General features: G+C 46.0%; 11 protein-coding genes. 7 read left to right on the forward strand and 4 right to left on the reverse strand.

Features of this window, described 5'->3' with window-relative positions:
* Positions 1-74 precede the first annotated feature (74 nt).
* Positions 75-2483: a TonB-dependent receptor gene (locus WA381_RS06725; RefSeq protein WP_156087115.1), complete on the forward strand. Its 2409-nt coding sequence runs from the start codon at positions 75-77 to the stop codon at positions 2481-2483.
* A 122-nt stretch (positions 2484-2605) separates the two neighbouring features.
* Here WA381_RS06725 and WA381_RS06730 read toward each other — a convergent pair whose 3' ends face one another.
* The gene (locus tag WA381_RS06730) at positions 2606-3601 is read right to left on the reverse strand and encodes a cation diffusion facilitator family transporter (RefSeq protein WP_156087117.1); all 996 of its coding nucleotides are present in this window, start codon (positions 3599-3601) and stop codon (positions 2606-2608) included.
* Positions 3602-3995: 394 nt separating this feature from the next.
* Here WA381_RS06730 and WA381_RS06735 point away from each other — a divergent pair, with 394 nt between their 5' ends.
* From WA381_RS06735 to WA381_RS06745, 3 genes are all read left to right on the forward strand, one after another.
* Positions 3996-6677 (forward strand): glycoside hydrolase family 16 protein, encoded by a 2682-nt coding sequence (locus WA381_RS06735; RefSeq protein ID WP_156087119.1) that lies wholly within the window; start codon positions 3996-3998, stop codon positions 6675-6677.
* 66 nt (positions 6678-6743) lie between these two features.
* On the forward strand, positions 6744-9689 hold the full coding sequence (locus tag WA381_RS06740) for a TonB-dependent receptor (protein WP_014951139.1): 2946 nt from the start codon (positions 6744-6746) through the stop codon (positions 9687-9689).
* Between the two features lie 136 nt (positions 9690-9825).
* Positions 9826-11709, forward strand: a complete 1884-nt coding sequence (locus tag WA381_RS06745; RefSeq protein ID WP_156087121.1) for a GGDEF domain-containing protein — start codon at positions 9826-9828, stop codon at positions 11707-11709.
* Positions 11710-11842: 133 nt separating this feature from the next.
* Here WA381_RS06745 and nhaC read toward each other — a convergent pair whose 3' ends face one another.
* The 3 genes from nhaC to WA381_RS06760 form a co-directional block, all read right to left on the reverse strand.
* Positions 11843-13330, reverse strand: coding sequence for a Na+/H+ antiporter NhaC (gene nhaC, locus WA381_RS06750; protein ID WP_156087123.1), 1488 nt, complete (start codon positions 13328-13330; stop codon positions 11843-11845).
* A 232-nt stretch (positions 13331-13562) separates the two neighbouring features.
* On the reverse strand, positions 13563-16115 hold the full coding sequence (locus tag WA381_RS06755) for a glycoside hydrolase family 3 protein (RefSeq protein ID WP_156087125.1): 2553 nt from the start codon (positions 16113-16115) through the stop codon (positions 13563-13565).
* A 12-nt stretch (positions 16116-16127) separates the two neighbouring features.
* On the reverse strand, positions 16128-17390 hold the full coding sequence (locus tag WA381_RS06760; protein ID WP_156087127.1) for a sugar MFS transporter: 1263 nt from the start codon (positions 17388-17390) through the stop codon (positions 16128-16130).
* Between the two features lie 205 nt (positions 17391-17595).
* Here WA381_RS06760 and WA381_RS06765 point away from each other — a divergent pair, with 205 nt between their 5' ends.
* Genes WA381_RS06765 through WA381_RS06775 form a run of 3 tightly spaced genes read left to right on the forward strand, consistent with a single transcriptional unit; the run spans position 17596 to position 21544 of the window.
* Positions 17596-18954, forward strand: a complete 1359-nt coding sequence (locus tag WA381_RS06765; RefSeq protein WP_156087129.1) for a GH1 family beta-glucosidase — start codon at positions 17596-17598, stop codon at positions 18952-18954.
* Positions 18955-18972: 18 nt separating this feature from the next.
* Complete coding sequence (locus WA381_RS06770; RefSeq protein ID WP_156087131.1) at positions 18973-19974, forward strand: LacI family DNA-binding transcriptional regulator; 1002 nt, start codon at positions 18973-18975, stop codon at positions 19972-19974.
* Position 19975: 1 nt separating this feature from the next.
* Positions 19976-21544, forward strand: coding sequence for a sugar porter family MFS transporter (locus WA381_RS06775; RefSeq protein ID WP_156087133.1), 1569 nt, complete (start codon positions 19976-19978; stop codon positions 21542-21544).
* Positions 21545-21552 lie beyond the last annotated feature (8 nt).

A 21552-nucleotide genomic window follows, 5' to 3' on the forward strand; every position in this document is an offset into this window, starting at 1 on the left:
AATGCTTTTGTATCCGACTAAAGGTAGCAAGGTGTAAGTGAGGGCGTGATAAGCGAAACACCCTGGAGAACAACATGAATACAAAGAGATCACTCATCAGCAAGGCGGTAACCCTTGCTATGACATCTGGATTGCTACTTCACACCAATGCATTTGCCCAAGAGGCAGATACAGAGCAAGTCGACGCCTCAAAAGATGATAAATCATTTGAACAAATTGTCGTTACATCGCAAAAGCGTGTTCAAAGCATCAGCGATGTGCCCGTTGCTGTATCAGTGTTACGCGGTGACCAGATAGAATCTGCCTTTGCTAACAATGTTGAAAATCTACAAGCGCTTGTGCCTTCTGTGAGCTTCCGCAAAGGGACAACAACTCGAAATTCAGCCTTAACCGTTCGTGGTATTGGAACAATTTCATTTAGTATCGCCGCAGAGCCAAGCGTAGCCACGGTGGTAGATGGCGTTGTATTAGGGCGTTCTGGTCAAGCGTTTGCCGATTTGTACGATGTAGATCGAATTGAGGTATTACGTGGTCCACAGGGTACTTTATTTGGCAAGAACGCCTCTGCTGGTGTGGTAAACATCACCACAAAAGATCCTTCTCAGGAGCTCACAGGCAGTCTTTCTACTGAGTTTTATCAAGATAACGAATACCGTTTAAAAGGCACAGTAAGTGGTGGCTTAACCGACGACCTTTCAGCCAGCTTAACCGTCTTCCAAGGTAAATTCGACGGCTATATCGACAACGTTTACAACAATGAAAAAGTAAACGGCTATGACCGTGAAGGTGCCCGTGCAGTTGTGGTTTACGAGCCAACCAATGATTTAAAAGTAAAGTTCATTAGCGAAATTTACAGCGCGGATGACGACTGTTGTGCTGATTTAGAAGGCGTATCTAGCGGTCGAAATCCCGACTCAAAGGCAGCGCCCAACAGTGAGACCATTGCCGACGGTATAGATTTAGAGCAGCGTCAAATTGATCATGACTTCGAGTCTCGCACTATTGACGACCATTCGGCCTTCTCCGTACAAGTGGACAAAACCATTGGTGACTACACCTTCACGTCGATCACTGCCCAGCGCTCATGGGAAAATACAGAATTCCGCGAAGGTGATTTTACGTCTATTGCTGGCGACAGCGACCAGCCGGTATTTGGAGTGCCGTTTCAGCTGCATGACGTAGGTGAGCAAGAATGGAGTCAGTTTTCTCAAGAATTCCGTGTTGCATCAAACCTAGCTGGCCCATTCAACTTCTTAGCCGGTATGTTCTACTGGAACATGGATTCAGAGCGTAACTTCACTCGTGATGCAAGTTGCCAAAACAATAACCTTCAACTTGACCAAGCACTGACATTCTATGCGCAGAATAACCTGTCTGGAGACGCGCTGACAGAAGCACTTTCTGACCTAGACGCTTACGCTAATTCGCTAGGTGTGACATGTAATGCCAACGACATTGTGTCTGCCACGGCATTCATGAGCACTGAGTTTAATAACTGGGCCGTTTACGGAGATGGCACCTACGACTTAAGCGATGACTTACGCCTTATCTTCGGTCTTCGCTATACCGATGATGAAGTGTCTTACACTCACCGTCGTATAAGTAACGACGAATATGGACGCCGCGGTGTGGGCGTGCGCCCTGCGACCGAGAACACCGATGCAGAAGGTGTGGTAGATGAAACCAATTTGTCTGGCCGCCTTGGTGTTCAATACGATCTCGACCAAAATCAAATGGTTTATGCAACCTATTCTCAAGGCTACAAAGGCCCTGGTTTCAATGTTTACTATAACTTCAACCCAGAGAATGACGGACGCCCTATTGGCGCGGAAGAATCTGACGCTTACGAAATTGGCTATAAGTACGCTAGTCGCGATCTACTCTTAAATATCGCGCTATTTAGCACCGACATTGAAGGCTTCCAAGCAAACAACTTTGATTGTTCTGACGGCGCATGTATTACGCGCCTTACCAATGCTGGTGATGTGACGACCCAAGGCGTTGAAGTAGACTTTATGTGGAACGCAACCGACAACCTAACGCTAATCGGTGGCGCTGCGTACACCAAGGCTGAGATCGATAGATTTAATTGTCCTGAAGAGGCAGAGTGTACCGACCGTTCGGGATTGGATGTTCCATTCTCACCTGACATGAAATACTCACTGTCAGCGGAGTACTTCATGGAAACAGAGCATGGTTTTGACGTTTACTACAACGCGTCTTACATCTATACCGATGAACAGTACTCTGACTTGCCAGGCAACACGGGTGAATTCAATCCTCACTCATTGTTACCTGACTACAGCATGCTTAACGCAAGCGTTAGCTTCTCATTCAAAGACGATGCCTTCCGCGTATCTTTGATTGCGAAGAACTTGCTTGATGAAAGCTATGCGACCACATATAGCGGCGACAACTTCCGCTATCAAATACCGCGCGATGCAGATCGCTATTACGGCGTAGCATTTAAAGCAAGGTTTTAATCTCGTTATAAATTAAAAAACGTGTGTGTTGAAAGGGGCGTGTGAACGCCCCTCTTTTTTGCACAACTACAGGCTGTTAGTCCCTGAAAATCAAAACAAACGCCTTTGCCCAAATAATAGTATTAATTTATTTCTTCGTGCTGATGTTCATGAGAGTGGGCGTGTAAATGGTCATTATCATCACGACATGGCTCACCCGGCAACTCAAACTCTATCGTGGTATGAGCAAGTTCAAAGGGGGCTAAACGCTCGTGAACTTCCCTTTTGAGTGCTCTCAGTTTGTCATTGTCTATTGCACAGTTTATTACCACGTGTGCAGTAAGCACGTGCTGCTCTCCGTCAAGCGACCAAAAATGTACATGGTGAATTTCTTCAACGTGCTCGATTTTCAAAAGCGTGTTGCTAATAGCATTCCTTGTAGCCAAGTCAGGCACGCCCTGTAGAAACAAAGACATGGTCTGCACAACATACCGAACAACATTGACCAAAATAAATAGCGTAAAGCCAATAGATAAAATTGGGTCAAGTATAGGCCATTCAACAAAATGGAGCACAATGGCTACTACCAGTACCGCTACCCACCCCATCGTGTCTTCAATTAAGTGCCAGTTAAGCACCTTTTCATTCATCGAATGACCGCCGTGGAGTTTATAAGCTGCAAATCCATTCACGACAATACCGAGGATCGCTAATCCAATCATACCCTCTGTAACGGGCATTTCGGGGTTAGATAAACGAGGGATGGCCTCAGACAACACCCAAATTGAGCCAACCACCAAGATAACGCCGTTGATCATAGCTCCCATAAGGCTTAGCCGTTTGAAGCCATACGTATACTTTTCGGTAGATGCTTTATTCCCGAGCTTACTTAAATACCACGCCAGACCTATGGATAGAGAGTCTCCTAAATCGTGAACAGCATCTGCCATTATGGCGACACTGTTAGTAAGCCAACCACCGATGAATTCAATAATAGTAAAGATGAAATTTAGCCAGAACGCCCATCCAATTCGTGTGGAATCTGTGCCTAGCGCTTCAGCATGCGCACCGTGGTGATGGCCGTGATGCTGACCTTTATGATGATTGGAGGCGGTAGTGCTGTGATTGTGGTGATGCATAATAACAACTCACATGAGATCGTATATTGAGCTTATCGTGATGTGTACCCAGGTGCGAACAAAATATCGAGCACAGATCATTAACAAGTCTGTGAGATAATTTGTAAATAGTCAGTGAAACAAGCATATTTAAATTTTAACCCACCCTCTAATACAACCTTATATTATTGTTTTACCTGAAAATAAATGAAAAACAACGAAAATAAAACCGACAGCCAAATGTTAATTTTTTGAGAACAGTATTGATCTTTATGTGTCAGTCGCTTAATGTAATGTAAGCGCTTTCAAACAGCCATTTTTATTTGACCTAAATTGTAAGCGCTTACAAAAAGCTTTTTACGTGGCATTTGCCACTACATAAAAACCCAATTTCTTTAGATCAGGGCTGAAAACAATGACGAAAAAAGCATCTCAACTTTCGCGGATAGCTGCCGCGATCTCAGTCGCAACCCTATTTGGCTGTGGAGGCGGAGCAACCACATCTACAGACATCGACGTTGTTGATCCTGCGGCACCCGTTTCTGACTGGGAGCTGGTATGGAGCGACGAGTTCGATGGGAACAGTATTGACGATGACAACTGGACTCACGAAGTAAACTGCGATGGTGGCGGCAATAATGAATCTCAGTGTTATACCGACAGCGAAGACAATTCATTTGTGTCTGACGGTAGCTTAAAAATTGTTGCTCTACCCGCGGAAGAAGGAGCGCAAAAGCCTTACACGTCAGCCCGTCTAAACACGCGCTACAAAGCAGACTTTAAATACGGCCGTATTGAAATGCGTGCTAAATTACCCTCGGGCCAAGGCAGTTGGCCGGCGTTTTGGATGATGCCTACTGATGAGGTTTACGGTGGCTGGCCTCGTTCTGGCGAAATTGACATCATGGAAGCCGTAAACCTTAAGGCTTTAGATGCCGACGGCAATCCTGAAGGCCATATTCACGGCACCCTTCATTATGGTCAAGAATGGCCAAATAACGATAGCTCGGGAAAAGCCTACTCGCTTCCTGATGGAGCGAATCCAGCAGACGACTTTCACACCTACGCCGTTGAATGGCAAGAAGGCGAAATTCGCTGGTATATGGACGATTACCTTTACGCTACGCAGCGTCGTTCAGAAGTTCGTTATAACGCAAACGGTGACGCAACTGGACTTTCTCACCGCGGCTGGTATGCGGAATACTTTGAGCAAGGCACAGGTGAGCTAACCACTCACTGGGACAACGCGCCATTCGATCAAGAATTCTACATTATCCTTAACTTTGCAGTAGGTGGCGACTGGCCAGCTAATGTAAACGAAACGGGCATTGATGCTGAAGCGTTTGCCGAAGGTCAAACTTACGAGGTCGATTATGTTCGAGTGTACGAATGTGCATCGAACCCAGACACCGGCAAGGGCTGTGAAACTGTTCGCCCAGGTTACAACTCACTAGACGATGCATTAGTGGAAGGCGAGGCGCCTATCCCTTCACCACCGTCAACCGGTGTTGCACAAAACCTTACTATTTTCGACGGAACACCTAATCCAAACTGGCCTGCGTGGGACTGCTGTGGTGGGTCAACACCAGCACTTGTAGAAGATGCCGAGCAAGGACAGGTTTTCGAATTTGCTATTAATGAAACACCTACGGTAATGGGCTTTATCAGTCGAGCTCAATTCATTACCGACCCAGAAGGTGAAGCGTCTCCGTTTGATGCGTCTCCAATGGAAGAAACTGGCAGTGTTAAATTCGATTTGAAAGTTACATCACTGCCTGCAAATGCGACAACTAACTGGCTATTTAAGATTGAAAGTTCTGAAGGTTCAACTGCCGCAGAACTTCCACTGATGGACGGCTATGTAGGACCCGCAGACACCGCTGGTGCTGCGCCTGAACAGGGTGTGTGGGAGTCTTACGAATTTCCACTTAGCGCGCTTGCAGCAGCAGGCTTAGATACAAGTGCTATCGATGTCATCATGGTTTTCCCTGCGTGGGATACCGGCAATGGAGCTGTGTATCGCATGGCTAACGTGGAAATTTCGCAAGAAGGCGGAGCTAGCTACCCAGAATTAGTCATCTTCGAAGATGGACAAAACCCTAACTGGCCTATGTGGGACTGCTGTGGCGGCTCTACCCCTACTGAAGAAATGGACAACGAAGAACACGGTCTAACTGCAGAATTTCGAATTGGCGCAGAACCGACTGTAATGGGCTTTATCACGCGCCCTGAATCTGGCGGCGGTGACACCCCATTCGATGCTACAGCACTTACCGACGGTGGCTTATTGCAGTTTGATATGCGCGTAGTGAGTGCGCCTAGTAACGCCGAAGCATCTTGGATATTCAAAATCGAGTCTAATGGCGCATCTACTGCTGTTGAATTGCCACTTTCTGATAGCGTTGAGGGTCAGGAGCCTGTGGAAGGTGAATGGCAAACCTACACATTTACTATTTCAGAATTGCAGGCACGTGGTTTGGACGTGAGTGCTATCGACGTCATTATGGTTTTCCCAGCTTGGGGCACAGGTGAAGGCGCGGTTTATCGCTTAGACAATGTGAAATTTTACCACCCCGATAGCGGCGAAGATGCGTCAGGTGCGGGCATCACGCTCTTTGCTGATACAGCAGCTGAACAATGGTCAATCTGGGATTGTTGTGGTGGCTCAACGCCAACTGAAGAAGTAGACGACGCGGAACACGGCACAGTAGCAGAATTTCGCATTGGCGCTACACCAACGGTGATGGGTTTCTTAGCTGATGAAACCGTATCATTCGATGCTTCATCACTACTTTCAAATGGCGCGATTAAGTTTGAAATGAAAGTAAGCTCAATGCCTAACGACGCCTCTGCACCTTGGTTGTTCAAAGTAGAGTCCATTAATGTCTCTTCTGCTGTTGAACTTCCAATGTCGGCCAGCTTGGAAGGTGCTGATCCGGTTGAAGGTGAATGGCAAACATACACTTTCCCACTACAAACCCTATATGACGCAGGCTTAGATATCAGCGCTATCAACGTCATCATGATGTTCCCAGCATGGGGGCAAGGCGAAGGTGCAGTTTATCGCATCGACAATGTAGAAATAGCAGCACAGTAACAAAGCAAATGCCGCTTTAGCCTTTAAAGCGGCAGTGACCAATTGATAAGAATTAGTAGGGCAATTATGAAAAACACACCATTTAAAAAGACCCAGCTTGCCACATCAATGGCTTTGTTGATGGGCTCTACCCTAGCTCTTCCCTCTTACGCACAAGAATCAGAAGCGGTAACACCGGCAGAGGGCGAAGTTGAAGTTATTCAAGTAAGCGGTATTCGCGGCAGTATGATCCGCTCTATGGATTTGAAACGCAGCTCAAGCGGCGTAGTAGATGCCATATCCGCTGAAGAACTAGGTAAATTTCCTGATACCAACCTGGCTGAGGCACTTCAACGCATTACAGGTGTAAGTATTAGTCGTTCAAACGGTGAAGGTAGTGAAATTACCGTTCGTGGTTTTGGTCCTGAGTTCAACCTAATTACCCTGAACGGTAGACAAATGCCGGGGACGGGCTTTACCCGTTCCTTCAATTTAGCCAACCTTTCTTCTGAAGGTGTAAACACGCTTGAGCTTCAGAAGACCGCCCGTGCAGAAAATCCCAGCGGGGGACTAGGTGCAACGGTAAACATTATTACCATGAAGCCGTTGGCGCAATCAGGACAAAATGCCACGTTTTCAGTGAAAGGTATTTACGACTCGTCTAATGAAGCGGGTGATGACGTAACCCCTGAAATTGCTGGTGTCTACAGCAACACGTTTGCCGATGACATGTTTGGATTTGGTCTGTCATTCTCTCACCAAGAACGTGACTTTCAGCAGCAAGCGGCAAATATTCAAGGCTGGCAGCTTCAAGAAAACGCTGCACTACCTGACTTAGACCCTGAAAATGTGGTTGATAACCGCACCAATATTACCGACGCTGCGTTCTTCCCTAAAGACATGAACTACAGCATTACTGACGTTCAGCGTGAGCGTTCAAACGCCCAAGTTACTTTCCAATTTCGCCCAGTTGACGATTTTACGGCAACGATAGATTACACTGCAACACGCGCCACTACTGGCACCAACACAGTGGGATGGGGTATTTGGAATAACTTTGGCGCTAATATTAATGCGTACGAATTAGACGAAAATGGTACAGCAGTCTATGCCGATATTAGTGGCGACGACGGCTCGTTTACTGCCAGTCGCGAAACCACGCGAGTTGACGCGCGTTCAATTGGTGTAAACCTAGACTGGGTAGTGTCTGACGATTGGCATTTCCGTCTGGATTACCACGATTCTTACAACGAGATTGATAACGGTTATGACAAAGGTTTGGGTAGCTCTGGCCAAATTATACTGGGCTCAAACCAGCTTGAGTCAAAAGTTTACGACTACAGAGCAGGCGAGATTCCACAAGTTTATGTGAACTGGAACAACGGTACGAATGAAATCTTACCTAGTGAAATTGACTCTAACTTCAGCCAATTCATTTACTCACCAGGTCGCTCTGATATTGAGCAACTGCAGCTTGACGGCACGTGGTATAACTCAGCTTTCGACATACCACTGGTTAAAATTGACTTTGGTTACGCCCGAACAGAACAAGCATTGACGGGTTTTGAAGCGTGGAGCGGACTACGCGGCGGCCCGGGTTTTAGTCCATCTTTCACAGAAATTTTCCCAGACAGCATGTTTATTCGCAATGACACATCAGGCTTCCTAGACGCCTTTGACGGTGGCGGCGCAGGCATGAATCCGGGTTACTATTACACCTATGATTTTGACGAAGCCATTGCCCGTCAACTTGCTTTCATTACTGGTGATGTCGTTGGCGAGAGTAACGCTTACTCTATCGACCCTTACTTCAGCGGTGCGCCTTCTGTCAGTAACGTAGAGGAAATTACCGACTCTATTTATGTTCAGTCAGAGTGGGACTTCGAGGTCGGTGATTATTACGTGCAAATAAATGCTGGTGTACGCTACGAAGAAACAGAAGTGCCAAGCTCTGCGGAGGTTCGTGTACCTGTACAGGTAAATTGGGTCGCAGCTTCTGAGTGGATCACGCAGTTTGAAGACGAGCTACAGGTGCAAGACTTTACTGGCGAATATGACATTTTATTACCCATGTTCGACGTAAAAGTAGATGTGACAGATGACATTGTTGCGCGTTTCTCTTGGGGTAAATCAATTACCAGAGCGCCGATTGGCTTGCTACAAGGTGGCTTGGCATTCAGTGGAAGCCCTAAAATTGGCGCGAGAACCGCATCGGCGGGTAACACCAGCTTGCTACCGTTCGAGTCAACTAACTTAGACCTTTCATTTGAGTGGTACTACGACGAGTCGAGCATGCTTGCCGTGGGTTTATTCAGAAAGTCGGTTGAAAACTACATTACAACCACAGGTCAAGATCAGCAGTTCGAAGGTTTACGTGACATCTATCAAGGCCCTCGCTGGAACGAAGCCGTGACCGCATTAACGGCAGCTGGTGAGCAAGCCACCGATAGCGCTATCTATAATTACTTTATTGATAACGGCTATGCTGACGAAAACGGTGTGGTAACCCCTAATGCGGACGACCCGTTAATTACCTGGCGTACCACACAGCCTGGTAATTCCAGCGATTCAAAAACGGTTGAAGGTATTGAGCTAGCTATACAGCACACGTTTGGCGACACTGGTTTTGGTTTCGGCGCCAACGCAACGTTAGTTGACGGTGACGTTGAATACGATCCTTACAACCTGAACGAGCAAGACCCGCTAGTAGGTATCAGTGACTCGGCCAACTTCCAAGTGTTTTATGAGAAAGAAGGCCTTTCTGTAAAAGTGACCTATGCATGGCGCTCAGACTATGTTGTGGGTATTGGCCAAGCACAAGGTTCTTCAGATAACCCAGCAACTCAGTTCGACACCTTTGGTCAAGTTGATGCCAGCATCAACTATGATGTGAATGAGCACCTAACTGTCTTCCTAGAAGGCGTAAACATTAACGACGAAACAGAGCGTGGCTACGGCCGATTCGAAGAGCAATTCTTATTTGCTCGTCAGTACGGACCTCGCTACACGCTTGGCGCTAGATATACTTTCTAAGTTGATAGAGCAATAATACTAAGGGCCTTTTCAGGCCCTTTTTTGTTTTAGCACGCTAGAATTATCAAACATTTCTTCCAATATTTGATAACCTCACTAGACAAGCTCAGGTACGAGTAATAAAAGAAGAAAGCGAGTGAAGTATAAGAAGTGTATTAGCGTACTAGTGCTATTTTTGTTGGGAATAAACAATACCTTCGCATCTGACGATGATAGATATTTCCAAGCGTATTCCCAAATTATAGGCAGTAAACCCGACAGTGAAGAAGAGTTAACGGCATTAGTCTCTGACTCTGATGTCTTATCTGAACAGTCATCTCTTGCATCTGTTTACATTGCTTTACTGCAATCTATGGTTGATCATCCCACGGGATTCGAAGAGTACAAACTTGCCCCGAAAGACCACTTAAAAGATATAGAGCGTTCACACCCAGCGTTGTATTTCAGACACAACATTCTGTCAGCTTATAACCTCGCCATTCAGGAAAAGTGGCGTTTAGCCCATAGCACTATTGACGAAGTAATAGCGTTTGCCAACGACAATGATCCTGAGCTTTACTTTGACGCTATTGCGACTAAATCCATTTTTCTAGCGAGAATGGGACTAATAAGAGCATCCCTAAACTCTGGCGCGAAAGTGTTAGGCGAACTGCCTTCATTAACCGAAAAACGCTTCTTTGGAGACGGTGCAATAGAAAACATGGAGCTTGAGATAGGGCTCAATATGTCTTACTTAGGGGAGAATAAGCGTGCTTTAGAATTGTGTTCTCGTGCAGAGACCTTTTTTTATACTAGGCCTTTGTCTAGCCCCCATCGGTATTACCAAATTGCCCTAGACTGCCAACGAAGAAGCCTCGAGAACTTAGGTCGAATAGATGAGGCTTTCGACATGCTCGAAAAATACACCGAATACGCTACATCCATTGAGGACTGGAATACCTACACCTATGGACTAGTTTTAAAAATTGAAAATTTCTATGCTCTGGGAAAAGTAAAAGAGGCACATGAATTAATTGAAAAAACTGAGAGTTTCATATCCTTACTACCAACCTCATACGATACTAATACTTATCAAATTTCTCGGTTCAAAGCACTAGTAGAACAGAGTGAGTTTGAAAGGGCTAACGCGTTGTCAGCTTTAATTATCGACAACTTGAGTGACGAGTACAGCTCACCCGATTTACATTGGGCACAATTCAAATCTATTCAGTCTTCTCTTTTCGAGCAGCTGGGGAACAAAGAGGCTGCCATTTCAGCATTGCGAGACAGTAAGAACTTTTATCAATCTCTTTACTATCAAACTGACGACAGAAAAGAACTGTTTAGCGACTATTATGAAAGTGCGTTAGCTGAGCGAAAACTACAACTCTTAAAACAACAGCACGAATTATCTCAACTGGAACTTGCAAACAGCAACAGAATGAATCTAATTCTTACTGCTGGGGCGCTGACTTTATTAGGACTTTTGGCCCTCATTAGCTATCTATATGCTGTCCAGCGAAGATTGAAAAGAGAACAGGAAACATTAGCGACCGTAGATACGCTCACAGGCATTCGTAATAGAAGAAGTTTACTCGGCGCAGTGCAGTTAGAGCTAAATGAAGCAAAGGCGTATAAAAACGACTTATCTTTGGTGTTAATCGATTTAGATAACTTCAAAGAAATCAATGACAACTATGGCCATGAGTGTGGGGACGATTTACTCAAAGCCTTTTGTGAACACGTTTCCAAGTCCATTAGAAAAACAGATACATTTGGACGTTATGGTGGAGAGGAGTTCATTCTGTGCCTTCCTAACACGTCGGCTGCCGAGGCTAAAGAAGTTGTTAGCTCTATCCTTGATAGTTATCGAAAAGTGCGTATTACGCCAAATATCAGCGCACAAACCTTTTCTGCTGGCATTGCGCAGTATCAAACAGGGATTGAAACATCGAATCTCATTAAGCAGTGTGACGAAGCGCTTTATGTCGCTAAAAGGTTTGGTAGGAATAGAGTTTGTATTTTCAGTCAGGATGACTAAGAAAACCAAAGAATTGAACGCCAATAAGTCGAGCGTACTACAGTATTAGAGTCATCAGACTTTAACACTGTAGTAACTAGTTTTAGCTACGGTCACTCGCGCGTTTCAAGCGACTGTTTTCGCTTATCCAACATTACTCGGTAACGGGCGTTCCGTCCTTATTAAATTTCGCTATTTCGGCGCCAGAAGACTCCCACTCTTCCTTTTCAGCTTTAGTGGCTTTGGGTGAGAACCAACCGACATAGGCGTAAAATATCCCTATTAGGGGCGCCGTCCAACATGCAAAGGCAAGAGGGATGTACAGCAGGTTTTCTAAGTTTGCGCCAGAAATACCCAGGCCAAGAGCAGATATCACAAACGCACCACCGGCATTCCAAGGGATGAGCGGAGACATTAACGTGCCCCCTTCTTCAATGCCACGGGACAGGTTAAGCGTGGAATAACCCATGCCTCTATAAACGGGTGAATACATTCTTCCCGGCAAGGCTACCGACAAGTACGGGTCGCCAGCCACCAGATTAGTAGAAAACGCCGTACCAACCGCTGCTATCTGTGTACCAGCAAAGGTTTTCGCTTTGCTCTTTATTGCATTGATAATGCTTCTTAGGCAGCCTGTCGTTTCTAACGCTCCACCGAAACCAAGCGCAATCAATACCAATGAAATAGTCCACATCATTGACTGAACGCCGCCGCGATTAAGCAAACTATCTATTTCAACAATATTCGTTTGGATGGCATATCCGTTATTTGCATAATCGAAAACGGCTTGCAAACTCTGCCCTTGCATAAACATGGCGAAGGCTCCTCCCACAACCGCTCCTGCAAATAACGCAGGAAGGGGGGGAATTTTCTTTAAGGCTAACCCCATAACAACAAGCGCTGGCAATAACGCCCACCCCGTAACGGTAAAGTTATCTTCTAATGCACTGGTGATACCTGCAATTTTTGCAAATGAGACGCTCTGAGCATCGATAACGAAGAAGCCGACGCCAAGGTAAATCAGAAATGCGAGCACCATGGCAGGGATTGTCGTTGCCATCATATTCTTGATATGTGAAAACACGTCGGTACCTGTAACCGCTGGAGCAAGGTTTGTGGTATCCGACAGCGGCGATACCTTGTCTCCGAAAAAGGCGCCTGAAACTACTGCTCCCGCCGTCCAGTACATGGGGATATCGAATCCTTCACCGATACCCATTAATGCTAAACCAACGGTGCCTACGCTGCCCCAACTTGTGCCTAAAGAAACTGAAACGACTGCACAGATAACCATACCCGCGGCCAGAAAAATTTGGGGAGACAGGGTCTTTAACCCGTAGTAAATAATGGTGGGTACCGTACCGCTGGCTATCCAAATACCTATGATCATCCCTACAACAATAAGTACACTTACCGACGGCAACGCAACATGGATAACTTTAAAGATTCCTGCCCGCACTTCTTCCCACGTTAGACCAAGATAAGTACCAACAAAACTTGTTAATGCTATGCCAATGGCAAGCGGTATATGAGGCTCAAACACGCCGAAGTAAAATATCTGGGTGCCGAGGATTAAAAGCGTCAATACAACAGGTGTTAACGCAAGTAAGAGACTTGGTGTTTCACGCTGTTCATCTGTCATTTTACTACCCTGTAATTTTCCCGAATGACAAGAATGAATGCAGGACGGAAACACGTCTTATCTACTTTCATCTCACCAACGATTGTTGTTTATATTACAGGTTGGCTACGGGATGAACTGCATAATAGATCGATAAACGGAAGGCTCAAGGTCGGTGCAAACAAAAAAAAGCCGCCAGTTTTTGAGGTTGGCGGCGTTGTTTTTTCTAGTAGCGTTGAGAGCTACTTACTGTTTAGTTTTGGCAACTTATACTCGCCGATTTGTCAGCCTCAGGGGTAAACTGAATATCTGCCACACTCAAGCTAGCCTTCCCTGAACTTCCCAGCTCAAACGGCACAATAAGGCCGGTAAAATCGATACCTTCATTAACAAAGCACTGTAGGTCAATACTTATGTTTGTCCATGTGTCAGCTGGCATTGCCTTTAGCTGCTCGCTAATATCAATTTGAGTTGAACAGCTGCCCGCTGCGTCTCCCTCGCCTTCACAGTTCATGCCTACGGTTACAGGTGCATTTATGTCTGAGTGACGACTAACGTTAAAGCTTAAGGCACCATGCGTAAGTAGTTGCGCACTTAAATCTTCACGGAAGAAGCTCTTGCTTGCAAAACGCATAGCGGCGAACTCGGTGCCATCGAAAGTGATTTTACGCGCATCTTCCTGCACTTCCTTATCAACCGTACGATAAGTAATGGCTCCAACAGTATGCGTGCTTGCGTTCACTGCCAGAGAATCATCACCAGAGTAGAGCCATAATACCCAAGGTGCCTCAACCGAGCCCTTTAGAATTTCCATCGGCTTGTTGCTGTCAGTACTCACCTTAATTTCAGTATTTAGCGTATCGCTTAGAACATTGTCATCGCTGTACGTTAAGCCGAAGCCATAAGGCAGCAAAGGTTCATAGGTTTCATCGCCCTTGTTAACGATCTGCTGAGGCTCTGACGGCCACGAGAAAGACAGCTTGCCTTTAAAGTCCTGCTCACCAAACAAAACGTCTGCCACCGCTGCACCTTCAGAGCCAGGAAGCCAAGCTGCAACAAATGCATCAGATGCATTAAGCTCTGCGTTAACCCACATCGGTCGGCCGCTGATAAACACCGACACCACCGGAATGCCCTGAGATTTCAAGTTTTCTAGCAACGCTAGATCTGTCTTGCTCCCGTGTTGATAAATTAAGGTTTCTCTATCGCCATGACCCTCGGCATAAGGCTCTTCACCGAACACCACTATGGCGACATCAGGTTTAGTTTCAAAGCTACCGTCAACCGATAGCTGTACGTTACCACCAGCATTGTCTACATGCGCTTTAATGCCGTCATAAATAGAGCTGCCGCCGGGGAAGTCATCGTTGGTATTATTTGTGCCTTGCCACGTAATACTCCAACCACCTGATTGCTTGCCGATGTTATCCGCACCATCGCCCGCTACCAATATGCGTTTGCTTGCAGAAATCGGGAGGGTTTTATTTTTATTTTTCAGCAGTACCAGAGACTCGCGCACCGCTTGCGCCGCCACTTCTCTATGCTCTGCCTTGCCAATAAGCGAACGGTCGCCAGATAACAGGCGGTTTGCCGGGCTTGGCTTTTCGAAAAGTCCAGCGCGTACTTTCACTCGAAGAATTCGGCGTACCGCATCATCAATACGCGACATAGGGATGGTGCCGTCGTTTACTTGAGCTAGGGTATTGTCATACAGCACCTTCCAATCGTTTGGCACCATGAAGATATCTAAGCCTGCGTTAATGGCCTGCGCACAATCTTCGTTGTTGCAACCTTTAACTTGCCCATGACCGTTCCAGTCACCAACAACAAACCCGTCAAAGCCCATTTGCTCTTTAAGTACGTCGGTTAGTAAGTATTTATGACCATGAAGCTTCTCGCCATTCCAGCTATTGAACGACGCCATGACAGACTGCGCGCCCGCCGTTAATCCGCCCACATAGCCTTGGGCGTGAATATCAAATAACTCTTGTTCGCTGGCAACATTGTCACCTTGGTCATCACCGCCAACCGTACCGCCGTCACCTACAAAGTGCTTTACTGTACTAATTACACGCTGGTCGCTTAAGAAGTCTTTGTCAGCCGCGCCTTGAAGACCTTTAACCACTGAAGCGGCATACTCTCTAACAATGGCTGGGTCTTCAGAATAGCTCTCGTAGGTTCTGCCCCAGCGATCGTCACGTACCACAGCAACGGTAGGCGCAAATACCCAATCGATACCCGTCGCCATGACCTCTTTAGCTGTAATGTGCGCAATCTTCTCTACCAGTTCAGGGTTATTTGCCGCACCTAATCCAATGTTGTGAGGAAACAAGGTTGCGCCTATAACATTGTTATGACCGTGAACAGCGTCTGTCCCCCACATTGTAGGAATTGTCGAGCCGTCCAAACTGTCATCGATGGAAGCCTGATAAAGCTTTTCTGCAAGTGCTACCCAGTCTTCTGGTGTGGCGTGCTTGTCGTTATTAGGGAATGCACCACCGCCGTTAAGATAAGAACCAAATCCATATTTGCGCATATCTTCTACCGTGATATTGCGAATTTCAGGCTGGATCATCTGCGCAATTTTTTGCTCGATAGTCATGGTAGACAGAATTTCTTCTACCTTAGTTTCGACAGTAGCGTTTGTTTTAACTTCAATATCTAGTTTAGGCCATACCTCGCCCGCTTTGTTTGGCTGTGGCTCAACGTCATCGACTGAAGACGTATTTTTTTCAGCTGAACATGCACTAACTAAAACGCCAACCAATGCACCGGTAACAACTTTCGCGATTATACTTTTTCGCATTATTTATCCTCGTTACTTTTCAGTGGTATTAATGTGAGATACGCGACTTCCTACAAGGCCATAGTAGGCAATGTAAAGGTAGCAAGAAGCGGGTAGTAAAAATGACAGCGTAACGCCGACGGTGTCTGCAAGCATGCCTTGAAGTAGTGGAATAATGGCACCGCCAACTATGGCTAAACAAAGAATGCCTGAACCTTGTGGGGTGTCTTTTCCTAGCTGGTGAAGTGCAAGACTAAAAATGGTAGGGAACATGATTGAGTTAAACAAACCTACTCCCAAAATGCTCCACAGCGCTATGTCTCCTGTGCTTGAAAGTGATAGCAAAATAAGCGCAATAGCCATACAAGCGTTGAACGCCAGCACGTAGCCACCCGAGATTTTTTGCATGACCACAGCACCGATAAAGCGCCCTACCATCGCGCCTCCCCAGTAGTAAGCAAGTAGCTTGGCCGCCCCTGCCTCGCTTAATCCGCCAACCGCCGGACTCGCTAGATAATTCACTAGCATGCTACCAATAGCCACTTCCGCGCCGACATACATAAAAATGCCGACAGCGCCTAAAACAAGATGCTTGTGATGCCATGCACCTCCTTTAAACACTCCAGTGCTTGCACTGGTGTGATGTAGCTTCGGCAGCTTTAAATACATGAAAATAAGAGCCAGAAGAAGCAGTGATGCAGCAAGAATTAGGTAAGGCACTTGCACGTCTGATGCACTTGGCGTACCGCCTCCGTGCTCTCCTGTAGCGCCATATATAAGATAAGAACCGAAGAAGGGAGCCACGGTTGTACCAAAAGCGTTAAATGCTTGGGTCATGGTGAGTCGTGACGAGGCAGTTTTAGGGTCACCGAGTGCCGTTACATAAGGGTTGGCAGACACCTGGAGTACGGTTATACCAGACGCTAAAACAAAAAGTGCTAACAGAAAAATGCCATATATTTGACTTGATGCAGCGGGGAAGAACAGCAAGCACCCCACGCAGGCTATAGCGAGCCCAAGTACGATACCTTTCTGGTAACCAATGCGCGACACCACCATGCCTGCAGGCAGTGACACAATGAAATAGGCACTAAAAAAGCAAAACTGAATCAGCATTGCTTGTGTGAAGCTAAGGTTAAATGCACCTTTTAAGTAAGGAATAAGGATGTCATTCAAACAGGTAATAAAACCCCACATGAAGAACAGCGTGGTGAGTGAGATAAGCGCAAAACGGTATCCACCGTTTGCCTCTGCCTCTTGGGCGCTTGAAATATTAGGCTGCACTGGTGTGTCCACGAATAACCTCTGTTGCTATTTTTCTATTTAATGATAAATTTACATTTGAAAGCGCTTACATCTAACTGCAAGTAATTTTGTAAGCGCTTACATTGAAGAGATAATTACACGAAGCGTAATCGAATTCAATGTAAATATGATGTTATTTGCTCTGTCTAGCGCAGGGTGAATATGAAAAAATTGTTATAGTCAGGACATACCCACGATGCAAGAAATTAACCTTCCATCCAATTCAATGATGTTGTCGAAAGACTTTTTGTTTGGTGTGGCTACATCAAGTTTCCAAATAGAGGGAGACAGAAAAGGAAGATTAGATTGTATTTGGGACACGTTCTGCGAAAAGAAAAATGCCATTACTGATGCCACTAATGGTGACATTGCCTGTAACCACATAGATTTGTGGAAACAAGATGTAGAGCTAATTGATTCTCTTGGTGTTGATGCTTATAGACTGTCTATCTCGTGGCCGCGAGTGATGAAACAGGACGGTAGCGTAAACGAAGTGGGCATGCGCTTTTACGTAAACTTAGTCAATGAAGTTATCAAGCGCGGCATGAAAGTGTTCGTGACGCTTTATCACTGGGATTTACCGCAACACCTTGAAGACAACGGTGGCTGGCTTAATCGCAATACAGCCTATGCATTCGAAAAATATGCTGAAGCTGTAGCAAACGCATTAGGTGAAAAAGTCCACTCCTACGCGACATTGAATGAGCCATTTTGTTCTGCCTATTTAGGCTATGAAGAGGGCATTCATGCACCTGGAAAGACAGGTATGGCAAATGGACGTAAAGCAGCGCACCATTTATTACTTGCCCACGGTTTAGCGTTAAAAGTGCTTAACCGAGTTTGCCCAAATAGCCAAAACGGTATCGTACTTAACTTTAGCAATTGCCATACAAAAAGTGATTCACCGGAAGACATACACGCCGCCAAACTCGCCGATGATTACCAAAACCAATGGTATTTAAAACCTATTATTGAAGGCAAATATCCAGACATTATCGATAAGCTCGCTCCCGACGTTAAGCCCGACATTGCGGAAGGTGATATGGCTATTATTTGCCAACCAATCGATTACTTAGGCATTAATTATTACACCCGCACTGTGTATCAAAGTGATGGCAATGGTTGGTTTGAAATTGTGCCTCCAGTCACAACCGAATTAACCGCAATGGGCTGGGAAATTACTCCCGATGCATTTACCGAGCTGCTTGTTGATTTGCACCAACGCTACGACTTACCGCCTATTTATATCACTGAAAACGGAGCAGCAATGGATGATGAGCTCATAGATGGGGAAGTGTTGGACAATGGGCGTACCGCCTACTTCCACACCCATTTAAATGCGGTAAATGAGGCAATAGAAAAAGGCGTAGACATACGCGGATATTTTGCATGGAGCCTAATGGACAACTTTGAGTGGGCACTGGGCTATTCAAAGCGTTTCGGCATAGTTTATGTCGACTACGAAACCCAAAAACGTACGCAAAAACAAAGCGCTTTGGCTTATTCAAAACTGGTTAAGAGCCGGATAAATGGGTACATTAGCGGTATCAAATAAGGACAAGTACCAAACCGTATGGCAACAATTTACCAAGTATCAGAGGCTGCTGGTGTTTCGTTAGCTACCGTTTCTCGCGTTATGAATGGCAACGCGAAGGTAAGTGAACGCACCCGCAAAAAAGTAGAGGATGCTATGGCGTCGTTGGGATATCAACCCAATGCCATCGCTCAATCTCTTGCGTCAAACCGCACTAACAGCGTCGGTTTGCTCGTATCAGAACTGCACGGCTCTTACTTTGGCGACTTGATGAGTACGGTAGAACATGTGCTTAAACAAAATGGTAAGCACGTTATTATTACCGCCGGCCATGTGGATGAAAAGCGTGAGCACGAAGCCATTGAGTTTTTAAAAAGCCGCCGTTGCGATGCCTTGATTCTTCACGCTGAAGCCGTCTCCGATGGGTACTTAAAAACATTAGTAGACAGTAAAATCCCCGTTGTTGTCATAAACCGTAAAGTGGAAGAACTCGACGAAAACTGCTTTGTTGTGGACAACGAAGGAGGCGGTTACATGGCAACGAAAGCCGCTATTAATGCTGGCCATAAAAAGATTGCGTACATTAGCGGCCCGCTATTTAAAAAGGATGCGAGCGATCGTCTGGCAGGTCACAAAAGAGCGCTACAAGAAGCAGGGCTAACTTTTGATGAAACGAGCGTCTTTGAAGGCGATTTCCACGAGTCATCAGGCCAAGAAGGTATGCAGCATCTTCAGAAAACATTCTCTGACTTTACAGCATTGGTATGCGCGAACGACGAAATGGCCTCTGGCGCAATGACCGCTGCACGAGAATCGGGTTTTGATATCCCTTCACAGCTTTCCATAATCGGTTTCGATAATGTGCTGTTTTCGCGCTACCTTTATCCAAAACTCACTACCATTAATAACCCTATTCACGCTATGGGAGAAATGGCTGCTTATTGGGTGCTACAACATGTTTATGACATAAAAAGCCCCATTCCTATTGAGCACCTATTTGAACCCGAAGTAATAAATAGGGACACATTAGGCAAATTATAAAATGAATAAAGCCCTGTCTCCGTCGCTGTATTACACTCTCATTGTCTCTCTTGGAGGGTTCATTTTTGGCTTTGATGCCAGTGTGATAGCAGGAGCCAATGGCTTTATCGATGCCGAATTTAACCTGAGCGACTGGCAGCAAGGCTTCGTCGTAAGCTCTCCGACACTAGGTGCGCTAATAGCCATGCTATTTGCCGGCGGCGTTAGCGACGCTATTGGCAGGCGCAAAGCACTCATCCTTGTCGCTTTCCTTTACCTGCTTTCTTCTGTCGGCTCAGCCTTAGCCCCTAATTTCGAACTATTAGTGCTCTCTCGCTTTATTGGCGGCATTGCCTTTTGTTCGCTGATCATCGCCCCGCTGTATATCTCGGAAATAAGCGCCCCTGAAAACCGAGGAAAAATGGTGTCGGTGAACCAGCTAAACATTGTATTGGGCTTCGCCCTATCCTATTTCACCAACTATTACCTGCTGCAGCTGAGTTACAGCGGTGCAGGTTGGGTTGCTGAATGGGGTATAGATACGCATTTGTGGCGCTACATGCTAGGCTTGGAGGTTATCCCCGCAGCACTATGGTTTGGTTTACTGTTTACTATTCCGCGTAGCCCCAGGTGGCTGGTACTCAAAGGCCAACACGAGGAAGCCGAACAGGTTATAAACCGCTTATTCGACAAAGCCCAAGCCAGCGCTCTTGTTGAAGATATTGCTTCTTCGCTGAAAGAGAAGTCGTGGCCTTTTCGTGAACGCCTGGCCTTTCTAAAGGCAAAGGCCATGCGATTTCCGTTAATGGTCGGCATTATTATTGCCATTGCTCAGCAAATTACCGGCATTAACGTTATCTTTTTTTACGCGCCCACGATTTTTGAACAAAGCGGTGTAGGTACCAATGCGGCATTTATGCAGGCTGTATGGATTGGCCTGGTTAACGTAGCATTTACCGTAGTCGCTATGCTAACTATTGATAAATGGGGAAGAAAACCGCTGCTGCTAATTGGCTTAACTGGCGTAGTGATCAGCATGTCTATTTGTACCTATGGCTTTAAGCAGGCGACATATCAAGTACAGCAAACGGCCATAGGCGAAATACAGCAAGACGCGCCGAGTGTGGCAATAAAGCTAACTCCACTAACCAACGATATTTACTATTCAGACGTCGAGTTTAAGCGCGCGCTAAAGACCACACTTACCAGCGACGAATATGATGCGTATCAGCAACCATTGCTAACTAGCAGTATTAATATGAATGCACCTTTAGTGTTGTTTGGCATCATTGCGTTTGTAGCTTCGTTCGCGATGTCTCTTGGCCCAGTGATGTGGGCAATGCTTGCTGAAATTTTTCCGAATCAAACCCGCGCTTTGGCTATTTCACTAGTGGGCATGGTGAATTCACTCACCAGCTTTCTTGTTCAAGTTGTTTTCCCTTGGGAGTTGGCCAACTTGGGAGCTGCGGCCACGTTTGCAATTTACGGCGGGTTCGCCTTAATCAGTCTGATCTTAGTTGCCAAGCTCTTCCCAGAAACAAAAGGGAGAACCTTGGAGGAAATCACAGAAGAATTTGAGCGATGTGCTTAGTTGAGGTC

It is taken from the genome of Alteromonas sp. CH_MED4-4 (assembly GCF_037029575.1).
Lineage (GTDB): Bacteria > Pseudomonadota > Gammaproteobacteria > Enterobacterales > Alteromonadaceae > Alteromonas > Alteromonas macleodii.